The organism is Pseudonocardia sediminis (assembly GCF_004217185.1).
Taxonomy (GTDB): domain Bacteria; phylum Actinomycetota; class Actinomycetes; order Mycobacteriales; family Pseudonocardiaceae; genus Pseudonocardia; species Pseudonocardia sediminis.
The window spans coordinates 2,701,711-2,720,832 of the sequence record NZ_SHKL01000001.1 but is presented as its reverse complement, the minus strand read 5'-3'; the positions used below and the strand labels follow the sequence as shown (position 1 = coordinate 2,720,832).

The 19,122-nt window shown below is 70.4% G+C and carries 18 protein-coding genes and 2 pseudogenes; 5 read left to right on the top strand and 15 right to left on the bottom strand.

Features of this window, described 5'->3' with window-relative positions:
- Window positions 1–56 precede the first annotated feature (56 nt).
- Window positions 57–1,208 carry an alcohol dehydrogenase catalytic domain-containing protein gene (locus EV383_RS32140; RefSeq protein WP_130290107.1) on the top strand — a complete coding sequence of 384 codons (1,152 nt, stop codon included), beginning with the start codon at window positions 57–59 and terminating at the stop codon, window positions 1,206–1,208.
- A gap of 74 nt (window positions 1,209–1,282) precedes the next feature.
- On the opposite strand, the pseudogene EV383_RS33065 reads toward EV383_RS32140, so the two are convergent.
- Window positions 1,283–2,140, bottom strand: a pseudogene (locus tag EV383_RS33065) (DUF3048 domain-containing protein); the annotation flags it as partial.
- Between the two features lie 136 nt (window positions 2,141–2,276).
- Here EV383_RS33065 and EV383_RS12710 point away from each other — a divergent pair.
- Together EV383_RS12710 and EV383_RS12705 are read left to right on the top strand one after the other, a co-directional pair.
- On the top strand, window positions 2,277–3,080 hold the full coding sequence (locus tag EV383_RS12710; RefSeq protein ID WP_130290105.1) for an isocitrate lyase/PEP mutase family protein: 804 nt from the start codon (window positions 2,277–2,279) through the stop codon (window positions 3,078–3,080).
- Between the two features lie 212 nt (window positions 3,081–3,292).
- Window positions 3,293–4,093 (top strand): enoyl-CoA hydratase-related protein, encoded by an 801-nt coding sequence (locus tag EV383_RS12705; protein WP_130290104.1) that lies wholly within the window; start codon window positions 3,293–3,295, stop codon window positions 4,091–4,093.
- A gap of 779 nt (window positions 4,094–4,872) precedes the next feature.
- On the opposite strand, the gene EV383_RS31670 is transcribed toward EV383_RS12705, so the two are convergent.
- From EV383_RS31670 to EV383_RS12675, 5 genes and pseudogenes are all read right to left on the bottom strand, one after another.
- Window positions 4,873–7,005 (bottom strand): TetR family transcriptional regulator, encoded by a 2,133-nt coding sequence (locus tag EV383_RS31670; protein ID WP_207223504.1) that lies wholly within the window; start codon window positions 7,003–7,005, stop codon window positions 4,873–4,875.
- A gap of 39 nt (window positions 7,006–7,044) precedes the next feature.
- The gene (locus EV383_RS12690; RefSeq protein WP_130290102.1) at window positions 7,045–7,503 is read right to left on the bottom strand and encodes a tautomerase family protein; all 459 of its coding nucleotides are present in this window, start codon (window positions 7,501–7,503) and stop codon (window positions 7,045–7,047) included.
- Window positions 7,504–7,593: 90 nt separating this feature from the next.
- Complete coding sequence (locus EV383_RS12685; protein ID WP_130290101.1) at window positions 7,594–8,295, bottom strand: SDR family oxidoreductase; 702 nt, start codon at window positions 8,293–8,295, stop codon at window positions 7,594–7,596.
- A 334-nt stretch (window positions 8,296–8,629) separates the two neighbouring features.
- The gene (locus tag EV383_RS12680; protein WP_207223503.1) at window positions 8,630–9,037 is read right to left on the bottom strand and encodes an NAD(P)-binding domain-containing protein; all 408 of its coding nucleotides are present in this window, start codon (window positions 9,035–9,037) and stop codon (window positions 8,630–8,632) included.
- 83 nt (window positions 9,038–9,120) lie between these two features.
- A pseudogene (locus tag EV383_RS12675) lies at window positions 9,121–9,646 on the bottom strand (transposase); the annotation flags it as partial.
- 951 nt (window positions 9,647–10,597) lie between these two features.
- On the opposite strand from EV383_RS12675, the gene EV383_RS12665 reads away from it, so the two are divergent.
- On the top strand, window positions 10,598–11,377 hold the full coding sequence (locus EV383_RS12665; RefSeq protein WP_130290100.1) for a TSUP family transporter: 780 nt from the start codon (window positions 10,598–10,600) through the stop codon (window positions 11,375–11,377).
- Window positions 11,378–11,444: 67 nt separating this feature from the next.
- On the opposite strand, the gene EV383_RS12660 is transcribed toward EV383_RS12665, so the two are convergent.
- Window positions 11,445–11,843: a TOBE domain-containing protein gene (locus tag EV383_RS12660; protein ID WP_130294333.1), complete on the bottom strand. Its 399-nt coding sequence runs from the start codon at window positions 11,841–11,843 to the stop codon at window positions 11,445–11,447.
- Window positions 11,844–11,950: 107 nt separating this feature from the next.
- Window positions 11,951–12,253 (bottom strand): VOC family protein, encoded by a 303-nt coding sequence (locus tag EV383_RS12655; protein ID WP_130290099.1) that lies wholly within the window; start codon window positions 12,251–12,253, stop codon window positions 11,951–11,953.
- Window positions 12,254–12,646: 393 nt separating this feature from the next.
- Between EV383_RS12655 and EV383_RS12650 the strand changes: the two genes are divergently transcribed.
- A complete protein-coding gene (locus tag EV383_RS12650) occupies window positions 12,647–13,240 on the top strand; it encodes a cadmium resistance transporter (RefSeq protein ID WP_130290098.1) in 594 nt (197 codons plus the stop codon).
- Between the two features lie 85 nt (window positions 13,241–13,325).
- On the opposite strand, the gene EV383_RS12645 is transcribed toward EV383_RS12650, so the two are convergent.
- From EV383_RS12645 to EV383_RS12615, 7 genes are all read right to left on the bottom strand, one after another.
- Entirely contained in the window at window positions 13,326–13,628 is a 303-nt protein-coding gene (locus EV383_RS12645) for a carboxymuconolactone decarboxylase family protein (RefSeq protein WP_130290097.1), read from the bottom strand.
- 51 nt (window positions 13,629–13,679) lie between these two features.
- On the bottom strand, window positions 13,680–13,937 hold the full coding sequence (locus tag EV383_RS12640) for a carboxymuconolactone decarboxylase family protein (RefSeq protein WP_130290096.1): 258 nt from the start codon (window positions 13,935–13,937) through the stop codon (window positions 13,680–13,682).
- Between the two features lie 95 nt (window positions 13,938–14,032).
- A complete protein-coding gene (locus EV383_RS12635) occupies window positions 14,033–14,482 on the bottom strand; it encodes a maleylpyruvate isomerase family mycothiol-dependent enzyme (protein ID WP_130290095.1) in 450 nt (149 codons plus the stop codon).
- A gap of 538 nt (window positions 14,483–15,020) precedes the next feature.
- On the bottom strand, window positions 15,021–15,665 hold the full coding sequence (locus EV383_RS12630; protein ID WP_242623055.1) for a DUF305 domain-containing protein: 645 nt from the start codon (window positions 15,663–15,665) through the stop codon (window positions 15,021–15,023).
- A 53-nt stretch (window positions 15,666–15,718) separates the two neighbouring features.
- Window positions 15,719–16,156 (bottom strand): DUF6153 family protein, encoded by a 438-nt coding sequence (locus EV383_RS12625; RefSeq protein ID WP_130290093.1) that lies wholly within the window; start codon window positions 16,154–16,156, stop codon window positions 15,719–15,721.
- 35 nt (window positions 16,157–16,191) lie between these two features.
- Window positions 16,192–17,604 carry an NADH-quinone oxidoreductase subunit N gene (locus EV383_RS12620; protein WP_341273751.1) on the bottom strand — a complete coding sequence of 471 codons (1,413 nt, stop codon included), beginning with the start codon at window positions 17,602–17,604 and terminating at the stop codon, window positions 16,192–16,194.
- A 10-nt stretch (window positions 17,605–17,614) separates the two neighbouring features.
- A complete protein-coding gene (locus tag EV383_RS12615; protein WP_130290092.1) occupies window positions 17,615–19,120 on the bottom strand; it encodes a complex I subunit 4 family protein in 1,506 nt (501 codons plus the stop codon).
- Window positions 19,121–19,122: the final 2 nt, after the last annotated feature.

The window sequence follows — 19,122 nt, the reverse complement described above, 5'->3', positions numbered from 1 at the left end:
CATGGCCACGCACCGGCCTAGCGTCGGGTTCACGACAACGGAAGGGACGGTTCACGATGAGAGCTGCAGTGCTGGAACGGTTCGGGGAACCGCTGGTCGTGAGGGAGGTCGTCGAACCGCGACCCGGCGGCGGCGAGGTCCTCGTCGAGGTGCTCGCGACGTGCGTCCTGCCCTACGCCGCAGAGGTCTTCTCCGGGCAGCGGCGTTATCCCCTGGAGCCGCCGGTGGTCCCCGGGCTGGGAGGGGTGGGCCGTGTGCTCGCCGCGGGCCCGGACGCCACCCGGCTGAGCACCGGCGACCTGGTGTGGTGCGACGCCACCGTGCGCTCACGCGACGACGCACGCACGCCGGACATCACCTTGCAGGGCTGGAGCTCGCGGGGCGAGGGCGGGCTGCGGCTGTCGCGGCACTTCCACGACGGATCGTTCACGGAGCGGATGGTCGTGCCGACCGAGAACGTCGCACCGCTCCACGAGGGTGTGGACCCCGTCGGCTTCAGTGCCGTCGGGGTGTATCTCGTCCCCTACGGCGGGCTCCTCGCGGCCGGGCTGAAGGCCGGCGAGACGCTGCTGGTCAGCGGGGCGACCGGGAACTTCGGCAGCGCCGCGGTGGCCACCGGGCTGGCGATGGGGGCCGGTGCGGTCGTGGCCGCCGGGCGCAACCGCGCGGTGCTGCAGGACCTGCGTGAGCGCTTCGGTCCCCGGGTCCGCACCGTCGTGCTCGGCGGGGACGCCGAGGCCGACACCGCCGCGCTGCGTGCGGCCGCGGGCCCGGTCGACGTCGTCCTCGACCTCCTGCCCCCGGCCGCCGACGCGGCGGTGGTGCGCGCCGCGGCGATGGCGGTGCGGGAGTACGGGCGCGTGGTGCTGATGGGCGGGGTCGGCATGCTGGGCGGGGACGACCTGGCGCTGCCCTACCCGTGGCTGATGCGGAACTCGGTCACCGTGCGCGGGCAGTGGATGTACCCGCGCGACGCCGTCACCGGGGTGGTGGCGCTGGTCCGGTCCGGGCTGCTCGACCTCGACCACGAGCAGGTCACGACGTTCGGGCTCGACCGGGCCGACGAGGCGGTCGCGCACGCCGCGGCGAACGGCGGCCCGTTCACCCGCACCGTGCTCACGCCGTGCCGGGCACGAGATGGCGACATCGGCCCCGCCCCCGCCCCCGCCTCGGACACCGACCCCGGCCGGCGCGTCACTGCGCGGTGAGCAGCACCCACGTACGCCCCGGGCTCAGAGGCACCTCCCGGCCGTCGGGCCCGGTCAGGCGGGGTGGGGGCGCCCGGAGCCGGGCGGGACCACCGCGCGGGGAAGGACCGGCCGTCACGCAGGACCTCGGCCTCGCCCTCGCCCACGGTGATCGCGATCGGGGAGACGGAGCCGGCGCTGTCCCGGATCGACGACTCCCCGACGCGGACCCGTTGCACGAGCACCGTGTCCGCCTGCACCGGTCGCCGGTCGGGACCGAACACCGCGGTCTCACCGCCGGTCGCGACCGTCCAGGCGTCGTCCCGGCCGTTCCACGTGACGGTGACCGGGGTGGAGCCCACCTGCACGGTGCGCCCCGGGACCGGCGCTCCTCCGGCCGGCACCGGACCGAAGCGCAGTCCGATGTCGCGGGCCGGGCCGGCCTGCGGGACCGATCCGCGCAGGGCCGCCAGGTCCACGTAGACGTTCACCGGCGCCGGCCGCCGGTCGTCGCGCCGGAACGCCCCCGGTACGTCGCGCGGCACGGTCGGGACCACCGGCGCGGTGAGGATCTGGTCCAGGACGGGCGGGGCGGCGCCCGAGAAGACGAGGGCCGGCCTGCCGTAGGCGCCGAGAACGCCGATGTCGGTCTCACGGGCGCTGCGCACCGGCCCGACCGACGTCGGCAGCCGGGACGCGAACACGGCCAGCAGCCGGGTGAGACCACCCTCGACCGGCTCGACGTAGACGATGTCGGCGGACTCCACGCCGTCCCACGGGCGCGCCTTCGCCGTGTTGTCGATCTTCACGGCGAACACCGGAGCACCCGGGTCCGACGGTAGCCCGGTCAGCCGCGACAGGGGCGGCGACGGTGTGGCCCTCGGTGCGGTGGCCGGTGCCGGAGAGGCAGCGCAGCCGACGGTGCCGGCCAGGACCAGTGCGACGAGGGCCATGATCGTCCGGCCCCCGTGCACCGGCGCACCGTACTCGGCCCGGCCGGTCGGACCACCGTCGGCACTCGTTTCGGGAGCGCGGTCGTCACCCCGTGCGTCGTGATCGACGTCGTGGCGGGCACCTAGACTCGGCGGCATGGAGAACAGCGCTGAGGCGTTCGCCGCGTTGCACGTCCCGGGCAGCCCACTGTTGATGCCGAACCCGTACGACATCGGCAGCGCCCGGGTCCTCGCGTCGCTCGGCTTCCGCGCGCTCGGGACGACGAGCAGCGGGCACGCGGCGACGCTCGGGCGCCCGGACGGCTCGGTCGTTCCGGGCGAGGCGCTCGATCACGCCTCGAAGCTGGTCGCGGCCGTCGACGTACCGGTCTCCGCAGACCTCGAGGACGGATTCGCGGAGGGACCGGCGGGAATCCGCGCCATCGTCGGCCGAGCCGCCTCGACCGGACTCGCCGGCTGTTCCATCGAGGACTGGGTCGGCGGCGCGATCTGCCCGCTGCCCGAGGCGGTCGAGCGGGTCACCGCGGCCGCGAACGCGGCTCGTGGGCGGCTGGTCCTGACCGCCCGGGCCGACAACTTCTTCCGCGGCAACCCAGACCTCGACGACACGATCGCGCGCCTGCAGGCGTTCCAGGAGGCCGGAGCCGACGTGCTGTACGCGCCCGGCCTGACGACACTCGACGAGGTGCGGGCCGTCGTGTCATCGGTGGACCGACCGGTGTCCGTGCTGGCCCGGGCCGGGCTACCGCCGGTGGCCGAGCTCGCGTCGGTCGGAGTCGCCCGGATCTCCGTCGGCGGCGCGTTCGGGCAGGTCGCGTACGCCGCGATGGCCCGGGCCGCGCGCGAGCTCCGCGATGAGGGGACGTACGGCTACACGTCCCTGGCCGCCGAGGGACAGGACGTGCTCACGGCCTTCAGCGCCGCGACGATCGACCGCTGAGTCGCCTGGACATCCGGACCCGGCTGTGCGCGGCCTGCGGCTCGACGAGAGCGAGCTGCCGTTCGCCGGCGAGCTGCTCGACGCTCGGGCTGCCGCCGCGCTGTCCGAGAACACCTTCCGCGTCGACGAGACGATCATCCTCAGCAGGTACCGCCGTCGTCGACAAGCGCTACGGTCCGCACGCCGTACTCACCGTCGAGGAAAGGGACGAGATGAAGCCCGAGGACCTCACCGACATCACCTACGAGGTCGATGACGGCCTGGCGTGGATCACCATCAATCGTCCCGAGCGGTACAACGCGTTCCGCGCTCGCACGGTCGACGAGCTCGTCCTCGCCTTCAAGTTCGCCTGGGCCGACGACGGGGTCGGGGTCATCGCGCTGACCGGCGCGGGCGACAAGGCGTTCTGCTCCGGCGGGGACCAGAAGCAGCGTATGGAGTCCGGGGACTACGGGCCCTCGGAGTCCGGCCTGTTCGAGGTCGAGTCCCTGCACCGGGTGATCCGGGATGTGCCCAAGCCGGTCGTCGCCGCGGTCAACGGCATCGCCATCGGTGGAGGCCACGTGCTCCACGTGCTCGCCGATCTGACCATCGCCGCCGACACCGCGACGTTCGGACAGAACGGGCCGAAGGTCGGATCGTTCGACGCCGGCCTCGGCTCCGGCTACCTGGCCCGGGTCGTCGGGGAGAAGCGCGCCCGCGAGATCTGGTTCATGCTGCGCAGGCTGTCCGCCGAGGAGGCCCTGGACTGGGGCCTGGTCAACAAGGTGGTCCCGGCAGCGGAGCTGCGCACCGCGGTCCGCGAGTGGGCGGACACGATGAACGCCTACTCCCCCACCGCGCTGAAGGTGCTCAAGCAGTCCTTCAACACCGACACCGAACATCTCATCAGCATCGGCAACATGGCCTACACAACGCTGAAGCTGTTCGGCGAGACCGAGGAGGCCAAGGAAGGCATCACCGCGTTCAACGAGAAGCGGCAGCCGGACTTCGGCAGCTACCGCACCCACTGACATGCGCTTCTCCGTGGAACAGCGTGGCTTCGCCGGCGCCGTCCGGCGCGGCAGGGAGGCACGTTCGTCGAAGAATGCCTGTTCCTCGAGGAGGTCCGCGCGCGGACGCGCTCCCACCACGGCCTACGGAACCGGGTTGACCGCCGCGCAGACCTGCCTGCGCTGGCGGACCGACGAACAGAAGCGGACCGTCGTCGAGCCCATCTGCGCAGGGAACTTCGAAGCGATCGCGTTGAGCGAGCCCGGTGCCGGATCCGATCTCGCCGCGGCTCGGATGCCCCCGGTCCGCGACGAGGACGGGTTCGTGCTCGATGGGCAGAAGACGTGGACCACCTGGACCACCTGGCCCGGCACATCCTGGTGCTGGCCCTCCCCGACTCCTCCGGCAGCAAGCACGAGGGCCTCACTCTGCTGATGGTTCCCGCGGACGCGCTCGGTGTCGTGATCCGTCCGATCGACACGATGTACGGGCACACCGTCAACGACGTCTACTTCACCGGGGTCCCCGGTGCCCGCCGAGGCGGTCGTCGGGAGCCTCGGCGGGGTACGGCGGCAGCTCAACGGCGGCCTGGGCGTCGAGCGGCCGATCATCGCCGCGTCAAGTCGCGGAGCCGCGGAGCGTTCCTCCACGTCGGCTTCACCCTGGCCCGCCACGACCTGGTCAGCATCTATCAGCGGGAGGACCGGTCGCTGGAGGAGCCGTGGCGCAAGGCGTTCGACCGGCGGCGCCGCCGCTACGTCGAACGCTGGGAGACCGCGGTGTTCCGTAGCCTGAGCCGTCAGCGCTGCAGCAAGCGGTCACGCGCGGCGGCGAGGACACGCTCGGAGACGTCGTCGCCGACGGTGGCACGGGCGACGACCACCGCCCCGACGAGGGTGGCGAGGTCGGCGAGCGCCGTGGCTTCGGGATCACCGTCGGCATCCGGGGCGCCGGACCGACCCGGCCCCGGTGGCTGCTCGCCGTGTGCGGCGGGGCCCAGCGCGACCAGTGCCTCCACCATGGCACGCAGCCCGGCGACGTAGCTGCGATGGAGAGGGTCATCGGCCTCCCGGTGGGCTGCGTCGGTCGCCAGGGCGACTGCGGCACAGCCCTGCGCAGGGTGGTCGCGATGTCCGGTCGACAGGTAATCGGAGACGAACCTCTCGCGGGCCGCGGCGCGGTCCGGGGTGTCGGCGAGCCGGGACAGTGAGGCCAGACGCTCCTCGAACGCGGCGGCGCTCGCCTGTGCCAGCAGGTCGCCCTTGGAGGCGAAGTGCTTGTAGAAGCCTCCGGGCGTCAGCCCCACCGACGCCATGAGCTCGGCGACGCTCACCCCGGAGCCACGTTCCCGAACCAGGCGCGATGCCTGTTCCATGACCCGCTCGTGGTTGAGCGCCCGCTGCTCGCGCGACACCCTGGGCATCGAACCTCCCCTGCCTGCTGATGAGGTCGCCGAGGACGGACCCCCGCGCGCCGCCGATAGATTACGCCCGTTCAGGGCCCACCCCTCCGGTGTGCCGCGGCCGCTCAGAACGGGAAGCAGGCGCCGAAGCGGAGCAGCAGGCGGGGGTCTCCACGCAGGCTGATCCTGCGGCGCAGCAGGGCCGGAGCCAGCGCCAGGACGCTCGCCACCGGGTTCGACGGGCCACGCGCGACGAACCTGAGCCATGCGTCGGTGTCGGCGACGACTGCGACGTCGGCGTCGCCCGTGCAGGCCCTCCGACACGGTCACGGCCCGGTCGTGGATGCCCACTGTGAGACGGCGGTCCGCGGCGCCGGTGAAGGTGAAGTGGTAGTCCGCCTCGAGGCCTGCGGCGGGACGTCGCTGGAACAGCAGGGACAGCCCCAGGACGAAGTCGTCGAGCGTGCCGGGCCGCATGCCGAGCCCGGCCTGTCGCACGGTCTTGTGCGGGAAGCGCTTCTCGACGTGCTCCTCGGCGTCCCCGCCGGCCAGCACGTAGACCGGCTCCTGCTTGTCCTGCAGGGGTTTGACCACGGTGTTCATGTGGGCCTTGCGGTCGTCGAGGAACGGTCCGATGACGTCCTCGCCCGCGGGGCAGACCGAGACGCAGTACCCGGCCTTGTACTGGGGTCCGAACGACAGGCTCTGCCACATCGAGACGGTCTCCGGATCGGACACCCGTCCCCGGTAGTCCTCGGGCCCCGACGCCGCCGCGACGTCTCCGACCCAGTCCCCGAAGCCGGTCATGAACTCGCGGTAGTTGTGGGTGATGCAGGCGGAGAAGTTGAACTCGCCGGTCTTGCTGATCGCGCCGGTCGGGCACGACGCGACGCAGAGCTTGCACTCCAGGCAGGGGTTGAAGTCGATCGGCCGGTCGTAGCGGTCGACCTCGGCCTCGATGATCACGGTGCCGAGCAGGATGAAGTTCCCGAAGCGCGGGTGGATGACGTTGCGGTGGATGCCCATCTTCCCCATGCCGGCCGCGACGGCGACCGGTTTGTGGCTCACGACCCAGATCTTGCCGGGCCAGTTCCCCGTCTCCATCGGAAAGGCGGCCGCGGGATTCAACGCCCGGACGCCGCGTTCCTGCAACGCGCGGCAGATGTCGTGGCCGAGGTCGTCGAGGGAGTCGACCGTGTGGTGGAGCTCCACGTTGCCCGCCGAGCGGGCCGGGGTGCGGATCGCCTCGACATTCATCCTGCGCACGAGGCTGATCAGGGTGCGCGCACCCGGCAGAGCCGCCTCGACGTCGGCCCGCTGATCGGCGATCTCCGCCCGCTCGATCTCGACGAAACCGACGTCGTCGGCACCGAGGTCGAGGCACAGCTGACGCAGCCGGTCCGCGTCGAGTGGCTCTGCCGCCTCGCCGCCGGCTTTCGTGTGGGCGCCGACGGCGGGGTCACCGGAGTGCACCGTGGCCCGCTGGGCACGGACCGCACGAACGGTGGGATGGTCCTCGAGTCTGCTCACGTGGTGGCCTCCTGGCCGGGATCGTGCACGGTGGACGCGTCAGTGCCCGGAGACCGGGTTCGGCTCCTGGTCGAGCTGGTACGGAATCGGGCGGTTCTGCTCGACCCACAGCTTCTCGGCGTCGCTGCCGCCCGGCGGCGGCCACAGCCCGTCGATCATCCAGAGGTCCTGGGGTGTCTCGTCGACGTGGAACTCGGTGTGGAGGCCGCGGTCGACGGTGAAGGGCGCGATCACCTTCTGGATGCTCTCCCCGATCCGCTTCCGGCTCTCGGGGTCCTTGCTGTGACGGGCGATGTGCTCGATGACGATCCGGACGGTGTCGGTGGCCGGCTCGCCTCCGACGAACAGCGACTCCGCGTCGACCTCCTGGAAGTTCACGACGACGTAGAACTTCGGCAGCCCGACGCGGGTGTAGTAGCCGGTGACGGCCGTGGCGAAGTCACGCTTGTCCTGCGCGGAGTACGCCTTCGGCGGGTGGTGGACCGACCAGAGCGGCATGGTTCCCTCTCACGTTGTCGAGCAGCCCGGCCGGTCCCGCCGTCGACGGCGCACGGCGAGCTGCTCGTGCCCTTCAGAAAACGTGCTGGTTCAGCGGCCGATCGGGACGGCCAGTCCCTCGACCGGCCCCGACAACGCCGCCTTCACCGCACGGGTGGCGTCGTCGACGAGGATCTCGGTGTCGCCGCGCTCGATGCCGTCGAGCACGATGCGTGCCACCTCCGACGGTGCGATCTTGTCCGTGGGGACCGCCGCGACCATCTCGGTGTCGGCGAAACCGAGATGCACCCCGACCACGTGGGTCCCCTGACCGGCGAGCTCACCCCGCAGCGAGTTGGTGATCGACCACAGCGCGGCCTTCGACGCCCCGTAGGCCCCGGCACCGGACCCCCAGGACAGCAGGGAGTGGATGTCGACCAGCGCGCCGCCACCGTTCGTCGCGAGGGCGGGGGCGAAGGCCCGCGCGATCCGCAGCGCCCCGAAGACGTTGGTCTCGAACGTCGCGGCGATCTCGGATATGTCACCGCTGAGCAGCGGACTCGGATGGAGCACCCCGGCGTTGTTGAACACCAGCGTCACGTCGCCGGCCCGGCGAGCCAGCGCGTCGACCGACGCCTGGTCGGTGACGTCGAGCCCCACCGCCTCGATCCGCCGATCGTCGGACGGCCGGGGCTCGCGCGCGGTGGCGTACACCTTCGCCGCACCGCGGTCGAGCAGCGCTCGGGTGAAGGCTCCACCCAGTCCGCGCTGCCCGCCGGTCACCAGCGCCACCGCTCCGGGAATGTCGGTCATGCCGTGCTCCTCGATGTCGTCCGAACGTCGCCGCCTCGAGTCCTCCATGAACACGGCCGGGAAGAACTACCGGGCGGACAAAGTGGGAACTCCCCAGGGCAGATAGATTTTTATCATAATCTATTCGCGTCCGCCAGCTCCTCCGATGTGGGCAGGTCCTTGTCCACCTCGACCTCCCCCGCACGATCGAACCGCCGCTGTGGGCTGATGCTGTGTCAACGCTCGTGGTCGCGGGCGACCGGATCCCTCGTGGGCTGAGAAGAACGTTCTGTCCCGGTGTGAACCGGAAGCTTCCCTGAGATCGCCAGGGACGTCGAAGCTGATCCGTGAGGGGTCACATGACCATGACTCGGCTCAGACGGACGCCCCACTCCGGTCCCGGGTTCGTGGTGGGGTCGCCGACCCGTTCCTGGATCGCGGCGACGGCGAGGTCTCGCCGTATCGGTGCACGCGCCGCGTCCGTCGCTGCCAGGGCGCCGGGCATTTCGCCGCTGGTGAGGTCGGAGCAGTAGCAGGGAGTGCCTGGCTGCTGTCGCCAGGATTCCGCGAGCGTCCCCGCGTCGAGCCCGTCGAACCCGGGTGTCATCGACCAGTTCATGCCGATCTCGCGATCCCGCTGGTCGTCGGCAGCGACGGGGATGGCGATGCGGGCGGGCTTCCGGCCGGCTTTCCGTGGTTGGCCAGGGAACCGGAACCGATCGCGTTCCAGGCCTTGACCACAGGCCGTTGAAGTGACCCCCATCAGCCGGACACCTCGGTCTGTGTCGTGATCTGCTGTTCGTAGGCAGCGGGGCTCAGGTTGCCCAACCGGGAGTGTCGGCGCCGGTGCCCGGACAGTTCCTTGCCGCGATCCCAGGTGAGCGTCTTTCGTAGCTGCTCGGGCAGTTGCGCCGTCGACGCCGCGAGCGCGGCGTTCATCGCGACGGCGCCGTAACCGCCGAGCGAGCGCCCGTTCTTCACTGGCGTCTTCTCGCCCCAACCGGCCGGCCGCGGCAGATGAAACCAGGAGTGTGGAACGGCTCGCGGCCTCGGCCGGACGCTCGGAGAGGACCACGTCGGCGGTGACGTGCCCGTGCGGCTTGTTCCGCGTCCTGGACCGCGGCTCTCGTAGCGCGCGCCCGGTGCGCGAGCACGCGACGAGCTCACGCTTGAGAGCACCGCGTCCCTGGATGAACAACGCCTGCTAGATCGCCTCGTGGCTGATCCGCATGCACTCATCATCGGGGAACTCGAGCCGCAGACGGTGGCTGATCTGTTGCGGGCTCCACGCTGTGGCCCAGTGCCGATCTGCTCGGTGGGGCTTCTCCTTGCGGCCCTTCCACTTGGCTGCGCCCGGCCCAACCGCTATGCGAAACCGCAGTTCAAACGAAGAAAGGCCGGTACCCGACGTTCTCGGATACCGGCCTTCGGCCTGTCGGGACGACAGGATTTGAACCTGCGACCCCTTGACCCCCAGGACGTGGGTTCTGGCGTTTTCGCACGTCATGCGCGTCCGGCAGGTCATCGACGACGGTACCGACGCTGGGGATGTTCGGAGGCGTGCACAGCGTGTGGTCCCCAGACGGTCCCCAGCGGCAGTCCGCCCCGACGATCTGTTCATGTCGGGATCTACCCAGCCTCGATCTTGCTGCTTGCGCAACTCACCACGGAAGTCACAGCCGGGACAGGCGTCCTCGCCTTGGATGTGCCCCCTCGTACCAGGCGTGCACGGCGGCGTGGAGGATCGCACCCCGTGCGTCGGTCTCGCCGGTCTTTATGGCGTTGACCGCGTTCGTAATGATCAAGCGCAAGATTTCAGAGTCTGGATCCGGGAAAGGTGGTGAGGGCCTGGCCGACATGGCGGCCATCGTAGTCGGCCGAGAGCGTCAGCCAGGATGTTCCCTCGATGTTCCTCGCGATCGTCGAGCGCCCGGATGGCTGAGACCAAGGACATGGGCACTACCTCCTTAGGAGCATCGCACCCAGTCTTGTCGGTGGTCCCCGCTAGCCTCGCCGGCATGCCGCCCCGGACAACGTTGTTTCAGAAAGCCGTATATTTCGCGAAGAAGTATCTTGCCGACGCGTACGTAGAAAGCATCACAGAATCAAAAGAGTTGATAGGTGCCATAACCGGCGCCTCGCGAGCCTTGCGGCTCGCAGCTCGTTGAGGTGCGGAATCCACTCGGTGAAGTGCCGACCGCGAACCTCTGTGGCGGCTTCGACGGCGGCGTCGCTCGTGTCATGGTCGGGCACCTGGAACGTCGCCGGTGCCAAGCTATCGGGCGATTGGGACCGCGCGGCCGCGCTCGGTAACAATTCTTATGTGAGCCTGCAGGTCGCACTCCTGGCGTTCGGCGCCGGTCTGGTCGTTGCGATCGTCACGGCCCCGGTCGGTGTGTCCGGCGCGGTGTTCCTGCTCCCGGTCCAGCTCGACATCTTGCACATCCCCAGTCCAGCCGTGACCCCGACCAACCTGCTGTTCAACGTCGTCTCCACACCTGGAGCGCTGCTGCGACATCGCCAGACCGGCATCCTCGTCGGGTCCCTGACCCGCCAGCTGATCAGCGGGACGCTGCCTGGCGTCGTGGTCGGCACAGCGATCCGGGTCTACATCGCGCCCGGCGATCGCGTCTTTCGGCTTCTCGCTGCCGCGGTCCTCCTGCCGCTGGGGATCTGGCTGTGCACCCGCCGTCGCGACCGGCCCCCGCGAGCGCGCCCGATCGGCGCCAGGGCGATCGCCGCGCTCGGCTTGGCCGTCGGAACGGTCGGTGGCATCTACGGCATCGGCGGCGGGTCGCTGCTCGGCCCGCTTCTCGTCGGCGCGGGCCTGTCCGTGGCGACGGTGGCCCCCGCGGCCCTGGCCGCGACGTTTCTGACCTCGATTGCCGGTGTCGCCACGTACGGGTTCCTCTCGCTCACCGCAGAGGGTCCGGTCAGCCCGAACTGGGGTGTCGGGCTCCTGTGTGGGCTCGGCGGTCTGATCGGCGGCTACCTCGGTGCGCGCCTACAGCCGAGGGTCCCCGAGGCCGCACTTCGGACTCTCCTCGGCGCCCTGGCCGTCGGGCTCGCCCTCACCTATGTCGTCCAGGCGGTCCACGCCTGACCGGCGGAACGGTCCCGATACTCCATACCGATGCGGCCCGGAGCGGGCGCTGGGAACCCCGACTCCGCTACTTCCTCGGAACCTCGATGATCACATCAGTCGACTTCACGACTGCCACCGCGAGCTCCCCAGGGACGAGGCCGAGCTCCTGGACGGACTCCGACGTCATCAGCGACACCACCCGGTGCGAGCCGCTCTGGATCTCGACCTGGGCCATGACGGGATCGGTCTCCACCTCGGTCACCAGACCGACGAACCGGTTCCGGGCCGAGGTCTGCACCGTCAACGGGTCCGAAGCCGCGATCGCGTGATCCCGGCACAGAGCGGCCAGAGCCAGCCCGTCGACGACCTTCACGTTCGACGCGTCCGTGGTCGCCGGCAGGGTTCCGCTCTCGATCCACCGACGGACCGTGTCATTGCTGACCCCGAGCAGATCGGCCGCGAACGAGATCCGGAAGAACGCCACGACGGCAATCCTAGAGCGAGCACCTGTCGAGGCCGGGCAGGCCACGGCTGGCGAATGAGGCGGGATGACCCCGGACTCCACACCAGCTGAGAACGGGGCCGCGCCGGTCAGTCGTTACGGCCCATCCGGATCAGGTTTCCACTCGGGTCCCGCACGCTGAACTCGACCATCCCCCATGGCTCGACGACGACGTCGCTCACCGGCAGGCCCTGCTCCTTCCACCGCCGGTGCCACTCACGGGGGTCGGCGATGTGGATGTAGCAGGCCGCGGCGTTGCGCTCCGGCTCCAGGCCCGGCGCCAGGTCCAGGTGCAGAACCTCGGCGTCACCGAACATGACGAAGGCGTACTCGGGGCTGTACTCCTCGACGCGCAGGCCGGCGCGGGTCCAGAAGTCCCGCACGGCGGGCATGTCGTGAACGGGGAAGATCGGTGTGATCGAGGGGCGATTGGCCAGACGCCCGGCCATACCGTGAGCACAACTGCCGCACACTGCGATCTCGGGCCGGGTTCCGAGTCGCGCGACATCGGCCGGTTCCTTGGGCAGGCCGCAGCACGCGCAGGTCAGAGTGGCTTCGTCCGAACCGTCCGTCACGATGTCCCCTTCCGACGGTTCCGGGAGCGTAGCGGGAGCCGGGCATATCCGGCGCCGCGTGGACGCGAGGCTCATCCGAACCCGGCAGTCAGCGGATCGCCCCGTCCGCGAACCCGGACGTCGGGCAGGCGCCCCGCGCTGGCCTGATCTCACACAGCATCATGGCCGGCAAGGAAACAGAACCGATCCGCAGCCGGAGAGGGGCACCGTATGTCGCTGGGGGTGGTCGCCCAGGCCGCAGGCATGTTCGCCGTCACCAACATCGACGACATCCTCATCCTCGCGCTGTTCTTCGCACGAGTCCGCGGACGGCCGCGCGGAGCGTCGATCGTGGTGATCGGGCAGTACCTGGGATTCGCGGGCATCGTGGCGGCAGCCGTCGTCGGAGCGCTCGGCGCCGGCCTTCTCCCGGAGTCCGTTCTGCCCTACCTGGGGATCCTGCCGTTGCTGCTCGGGATCCGAGCGGCGTGGACGGCCTGGCGCGAGCGCCACGATTCCGAGACCGACTCTCCGAACGACGGTGACGTCGGCATACTCACCGTCGCGACGGTCACGCTGGCCAACGGCGGGGACAACATCGGTGTGTACGTTCCGGTCCTCGCCAACGCCGGAACCGCGGGGATGGTCACCTACGTCGCAGTGTTCCTGGTGCTCGTCGCCGTCTGGTGCGCGACCGGCCGGTTCTTCGCCACCCGGCCGCCGGTCGCCCGCACCCTCGCCCGGTGGGGACACATCATCCTGCCGGTCGTGCTGATCGGGATCGGCCTGGTCATCCTGATCGAAGGCGGGGCCTTCGGTATATAGCGGGCCATCACCCGAGGTACAGCCGCGTCCCCGTGCTCCGGTAGCACGGTGACCATGCGACCGGAGCACGGGCGAACCCGCTTCGCTACGACGGCGGCGCCCCCGGCGGCGGTGGTAGAGCCACCGGACACGACCCGGTGAGCTGGTCGGTGGTGACTGAGTCGACGTCGGTCTGCACCGTGGCGTGGAAACGGCTCACCAGCTGGTCGAGGCCGACGGTGAACGAGATCTCCATGCACTGCTTCTCGGTGAAGTGCGCGCGCAGGTCGTCCCAGATCTCGTCGGTGATCGGTTGGAACCACGTCGAGGTGCGCGCGTAGACGATGATCGCCTCTTCCGCCGGGGTGAACATGCCCTCCGGCAGGGGGTCGTCGAGCAGGTGCGACATCTGCTCGTCGGTCAGTCCGGATGCTCGACCGAGCACCAAGTGGGTCGGCGTTCAATAGAAGCAGTTGTTCGCGACCGCCGAGGTCAGGTAGGGCAGCTCGCGGGTCTTCGCGTCCGGCATCGAGTTCTCGAAGTACACGACCTGCGCGAACTCCATGAACTTCTGCAACGCCGCCGGGTGGTTCGCCAGCGCCTTGTGGACGTTGAGGACCCCGACGTCGGGCTGAGCGTCCTCCGCGGCCTGCAACAGTGCGCGGGCGGTCGGGTCGACATTCGGGTCGTGGTGGTCGACGAGTGGGATTCGCGCCATGAGTCGCACCTCCTGGTGTGGATCGACGTCCGGTGAACGCTACGGCGCTGCGGACGGCGTGGGTTTCCTCAGCGTGAAGAGTTCCCCGCAGCGGGTCAGCCGCCGATCCGGTCGATCAACGTCGCCGCACCCGGGCCGGAGAGTTCCGCGACGATGCCGCGACGGCCCGCGATCGCCATCAGCAACGCCTCCCCCGTGCCCTCGACCAGGGGGCCGTCACCGGTGCTCCAGTCCAGATCCGTCGCGACCAGCCGCAGGCCCTTGATGCGCTTCGCGGCGCTGATCGTCGGTGCCGTCTTCGCCGTCTCGAGTGCGGCGACGAGCCGGTCGGCGGGGATCTCTCGTGGCATTCCGAGGGGCCGGCGGATGTCCTGGTGGTGGATCATGCCGTCGGTCAGGGCGATCCGGCCGCCCATCATCGACGTCAGACCCCTGGGCTGGACGTGCTCACGTGCCATGGCCACCAGCTCGTCCGGAGACCTGTTCGCGTGCTCGGCGACACCGACGGCGTTGGCGCGGTCGCCGTTCAGACCCGCCCTGATCATCCGCGCGGCGAGCCGGCCGAACCCGAGATCCTCGTAACTGAGAGCCGGTTGCGGATCCGACCACGAACCGTAGAGGTAAGTCGAGCCAGGTGTACTGCAGCACCGCCGACCACGGCATCCCGTTCGGCGAGACCGTGGCGAGAGCGAGGTACCGGGCCTCGTCGAGCACGCGGTACGACCGCGCCACCAGTTCACTGGAAAAGACGGGGTCGGCCGTCTCCTCATCGCGCCTCATCGGCAGCCTTCGCGCACCGTCGTTCGAACCGCGCCGGTGACGTGGCGGTTCGAAGTGCGACGAGTAGGCAGCCTGTCAGGCAGCGCCCGACAGCACGTCCGGGCCCCGAGGTCGCCGCGGCGACGATGGCCGGCCATAGGTTGCGGTTCGAGGTAGACGTCGAGTGGTCGGTGTCCGGAACTCGACTGCGCCCACTTCATTCTTATACGAGTGGGGGGTATTCACACGATCCAGGTTACATACCCCTTGGGGGTATTGCCAGTGGGGGCCGCGGAGACTCCGCGGCCCCCACCGGCGACGAGGTCAGCCGAGAAGGCCCCGCATCTCGGTGATCTCAGCCTGCTGCGCGTCGATGATCTGCTGCGCCAGGGCCTTGGCCTGCGGGTTGACACCGGCCGAGAGTTCGGTCCGAGCCATCTGCACGGCCCCCTCGTGGTGAGCGGTCATCATCTGGAGGAACATGCGGTCGAACTCGGCACCGGATGCCTGCCCGAGCTGCGCCATCTCCTGCCCGGACATCATCCCCTGCATGCCCCCCATGGCCCCGGACTCCATGCCCGGCATGGAGCTCATGGGCCCGGACTCCGGCGCACCCCAGGCGGTGAGAAAGCCCCGCATCTGTTCGATCTCCGGCCCCTGGGCCTGCTCGATCCGGGTAGCGAGGTCCTTGACCCCGTCGCCCGCACGGTCGTCGGCGAGCTTCGCCATCTCCACCGCCTGCCGGTGATGGGGGATCATCCCCTGGACGAACGCGATGTCGGCGGCGTTGTGCTCAGCCGAGACCTGCTGCGAGCCGGGCGACGCCGCCGAGCTCGGGACAGGCGGTGCGCCGGCGGCGGTGCCCGGGGAGTCCCCCGAGCCGCAGGCGGACAGGACGAGGGCAGCGGCGAGCGACGTGGCGGCCAGCGCCACGTTCTTGATCTTCATGGTGTGGTGGACTCCTGTCATGACGGAACGTTGTGATCGGCCGTGATCCAGCGCTCTCCCGCGCTGGGGGCCGATCAGTTCCGCATCACGCAGAGCTGGGCGAGCCGTCTCGAGACCGGGGGCGGACGGGCAACCGACATCGCACGCGCCCACCGGCGGGCACGACCCGTCGACACCGGAAGCGGCACGAGGCCGAGGATGATCCCGGCCACGAGCAGGACCGCAGCGATACCGGCCAGGACAGCCAGGCACAGGTGCATCAGGTGGCCCATGCCCCCGTCATGTCCACCGTGCCCGGCCGGAGGGCTCTGCTCGCCACGGGTGGCGGCAGCGACAACCGGTGTCGTGGCAGCGACGTGCGGACCGGGGACCGGCGTCGCCTCCGCGACCGGCGGGTGATCCATGCCGCCGGTGCCGGTAGCCGGAACCACGACCAGCGCGTGCATGCCCAGGAGCCCGAACAACACCGGCAGGGTCAGGAGCAGTACCCGCCCCCACCGTCGCCCGTTCACGACACCGACGCTACCTGCGCCGCTCCATGCGCCGCTCACGTGACCGAGCCGAATGCGGTCAGCACCACACCACCGGCAACGCCGAGAAGGACGGACAGCGCGGCTGCGCCGATCGCGGTGTCGCGAGCCCACCCCCGCGTGCGCATTACCGCTGTGTCTGCGTCGTCGACAGGATCGCGGAACACCGGGGCGACCCATCGCAGGTAGTAGAACAATGAGGCGACGGTGTTCACCGCGGCGAGCACGGCGAGCCAGGCGAAACCACCGTCGACCGCCGCGCTGAACACTGTCAGCTTGCCGAGGAACACCGCGGTCGGCGGAGTCCCCACCAGCCCGAGAAGAGCGACGACGAGTGCCACCGCGAGCACGGGATCACGGCGGGCCAGGCCACGATGTCCCGCCAGCGTGCGCCGGCCGGTGGCTGCAGCCACGGCGAACGCGGCGACGTTGGTGACCGCGTAGGCAGCGAGGTAGAACAGCAGCGCCGGTTCGGCCCGCCCCGTCCGCCCCGCCACGGCGACCCCCATCAGCAGATAGCCGACCTGCGAGACCGTCGAGTAGCCCAGCAGCCGAAGGACCGATGTCTGCGCGAACGCGGCGAGGTTGCCCACGGTCATGCTCAGAGCCGCCAGGACGGCGACGAGCAGGGGCCAGTCGACGACGACGGGCGGGATGGCCGCCTCCAGCAGCCGGGCCATGGCGACCACGGCGCCGATCTTGGGCAGCGTCGTGACGACCGCCGCGACCGCCGGTGGGGTGCCGTCGCTGACGTCGGGGACCCAGAAATGTGCCGGCACGGCGCCGGCCTTGAACGCCAGACCGGCCAACACCGCGACCAGCCCCACCGAGGCCACGGCGGCCGGGCCCCGAGTGAGCTCGGCGGCGAGCGCGTCGTAGCCGGTGGCCCCGGAGACCGCGAACAGCAGGGTGACCCCGGCCGCGGTCACCACCCCGGCCAGAGCGCCGGCGAGGTAGTACTTCAGGGCGGCCTCGGGTGCGGTCCCCTGTTTCGACCAGCCGGTCAGGGCGTAGAGCGGGACGCTGGCCAGCAGGAACGCCGCGAACAACAGGATCAGGTCGGCGGCGCCGCCGAGCAGCATGGAGCCGAGCGCGCCGAGCTGCAGGAGCACCACGAACTCGGTCTCCCTGCGGTGCCCGGCGACGGTGTCGCCGCAGAGGGCGAGCAGCAGCAGCAGTGCGACGAGCACGATCGCCCGGGTGGCATGGGTGGCGGTGTCGAGAACATAGGTCCCGAACACCACGTCCGGCGGGCGGTTCGCCGCGACCGCCGTGGCGGCCAGGCCGACCCCCGCGGCGACCGCGGCGAGGCCGCGGACGATCCACTGCCGGCGGCGCGGGGTCCAAGCGCCCAGCAGCAGCCCGGTGACCGCGCCGAGCAGCAGCGCGATCTCCGGGATCAGCGACGACGGGTCGCCGGGGGCCATCATCTCCACGGCGTCACCGCGCGAGGAAGTCGTTGAGGACCCGCGCGGCGGGCTCGATCACATCGAGCACCACCCGCGGGGCCAGCCCGAGGACGGTGGCCCCGGCGAGCAGCGGCACGATCGCGAGCAGCTCGGAGACGCTGAGGTCGGCGAACGGCCGCGGCGTCCCCGGCCCGTCCGGGACCCGGACCGGCCCGGCGAGCATGCGACCCATCACGAGCAGGAATACCGCCGCGGTCAGCAGCACACCCGTGACAGCGATCACCGTCGCGACCGGGGCCGCACCGAGCGCACCGGTGAAGATCTGGAACTCGGCGATGAACCCGGAGAAGCCGGGCAGGCCGAGGGAGGCGAACGCCGCGACCGCGAACAGCCCCGCGAACCGCGGCGTGCGGGTCGCGAGACCACCGTAGGCGTCGATGGCGTAGGTGTGGCCGCGCTCGTGCAGCGACCCGGCGAGCAGGAACAGCGCGGCGGTGATCAGGCCGTGGCTGACCATCTGGTAAGTCGCGCCGGCGGTGGCGAGCTGGCGGGCCTGTTCCCCGGACCCGGCGACCATCCCGGCCGCACCGAGACCGAGCAGGACATAGCCCATGTGGTTGATCGAGGTGTAAGCGATCATCCGTTTGAGGTCGGTCTGGGCCAGCGCGACCAGCGCTCCCCAGATCACCGAGACCACTCCGACGACGACCACGACCATCGCGAATTGACGCCACGTGGCGGGTAGCAACGGCATCGCGATCCGCACGAACCCGTAGGTACCCATCTTGAGCAGGATCCCGGCGAGGATCGCCGACCCTGCGGCGGGCGCTTCGGTGTGCGCGGGCGGCAGCCAGGTGTGGAAGGGGAACACCGGCGTCTTCACGGCCAGGCCGATCCCGATCGCCAACAGGGTCAGCGCCGCATACGTCCCACCGCCGCCGAGCGGGTTCTGCTGGGCGAGGGTCGGGATGTCGAACGAGGGTCGGTCGGCGGCGAGCGCGAGCAGGATGAACCCGAGCAGCAGCGCCAGCGATCCGAGGAAGGTGTAGAGGAAGAACGTCAGAGCGGCCCGCCGGGCGGGTGCCCCGGTCCCCCACCCCGCGATCACGAAGTACATGAACACGATCGACAGGTCGAAGAACAGGAAGAACAGGATCAGGTCGAGGGCGACGAACAACCCGGCGCTGACCGCCTGCAGGGCCAGGAACAGCAGCACATAGCTCTTCGGGCGGTCCACACCGCGCAGGGTGTACATCGCGGCGGCAGTGAACACGACGGCGACCAGCGCGAGCAGCGGCAGTGAGAGCCCGTCGACCCCGAGGTGATACGAGATCCCGGCGCTGGGGATCCACTCGACGCGTTCCACCGCGCCGTACCCGGTGCCCGGCAGGGCGGACCAGACGACGGCGACGAGCACCAGCTGGGCGAGCCCGGTCGCGACCCAGGCACCGGCGAAGCACCGGGTCCCGAGCCGGGCGGGCAGGACGGTGATGGCAGCCGCCACCACGACGGGCAGGAACACGATCACCGAGAGCACTG